This window comes from Vibrio sp. 03_296 (assembly GCF_002265885.1).
The window spans coordinates 1-1008 of record NZ_NPKW01000836.1 but is presented as its reverse complement, the minus strand read 5'-3'; the positions used below and the strand labels follow the sequence as shown (position 1 = coordinate 1008).

General features: G+C 37.3%; 2 protein-coding genes. Both read left to right on the top strand.

The features are described 5' to 3' along the window. Positions 1-108: 108 nt before the first annotated feature. A complete protein-coding gene (locus CIK04_RS28270; RefSeq protein WP_176463459.1) occupies positions 109-291 on the top strand; it encodes an AAA family ATPase in 183 nt (60 codons plus the stop codon). A gap of 8 nt (positions 292-299) precedes the next feature. Further along, positions 300-494, top strand: a complete 195-nt coding sequence (locus tag CIK04_RS28265; RefSeq protein WP_128824737.1) for a hypothetical protein — start codon at positions 300-302, stop codon at positions 492-494. The last annotated feature ends 514 nt before the right edge of the window (positions 495-1008 follow it).

Sequence of the window (1008 nt, the reverse complement as noted above, 5' to 3'; positions counted from 1 at the left end):
CAGTGGTTTCGGTTGTTGTGTTTGAGTTTAGTGGTAGTGCGCTTGCCCGCCCCTTAGGCGGGGCGTTATGGGGCTTCATTCAAGTACAAAATTCTAAAGAGGTGGCTAGTGAGATTACACGAAATTAAGATCGACAATTTTCGAAAATTAAAAGGTTGTACGATTGGTTTTAGAGATTCGAATTTTTTAATTGGCGCAAATAATGCGGGTAAATCTAGTGTTTTTGCAGCAATTCAACTTCTGCATAGTGCAAAGAATGCACAGAGAGAAGATTATCGAAAACATATATGAAAAGATGATTGTATGAATATGCTGAAGAAATTGAAATGGTTGCGGAATACCACAATTTGCCGGAAGAGGCTAAAGAGTGGGTTGGTTTTAAAGGCCGAATTATTAAAGTTGAGGCTCCTTTACCAGATGAAACTGAAAACAGCATAGTTTACAAAAAAGTTTGGTCATATCACACAGTCAAAGCCAAAAKTTTACATGCTTGAATATCCTRAGGCACCTAAAGACCAGTTTGTTGGTGCAACACAAGTGTCAGAATTAGTAGGTGACGATTTCACAGGTCAGAATTTTTGAAAGAATTTTTGGTGAAGGTAATTTTCGAAAAACCTCACTATTAAAGCAATTAAAGAAAAACTCGAAGATTTAACTGAATATTGGGAAATTCAAGAAGATCAAGAACCACAGTGGGTTGAAAATCCGGGTGGCATTCCTGGTAATGTACTTTCTAAATTACCTCGTATAGTTATTGTGCCTGCTGAATCATGTGTATCTGAATTAACCTCAAGCAATGGAGCATTACAGTCTCTTAGTGAGTTATTTATGACAAGTGCGATCTCAGTCAGAAAACTATGAACAAGCACAGCATTTTCTAAACCAATTAGCATCAGAACTAAATCCAAGTGATACAGGCACTGACTTTGGTAAGTTAATTCAAGAACTAAATGGTATGGTTCGACAACTTGTTTCCAGATTCATCTGTTCATGTTTCTGCCGCATTAG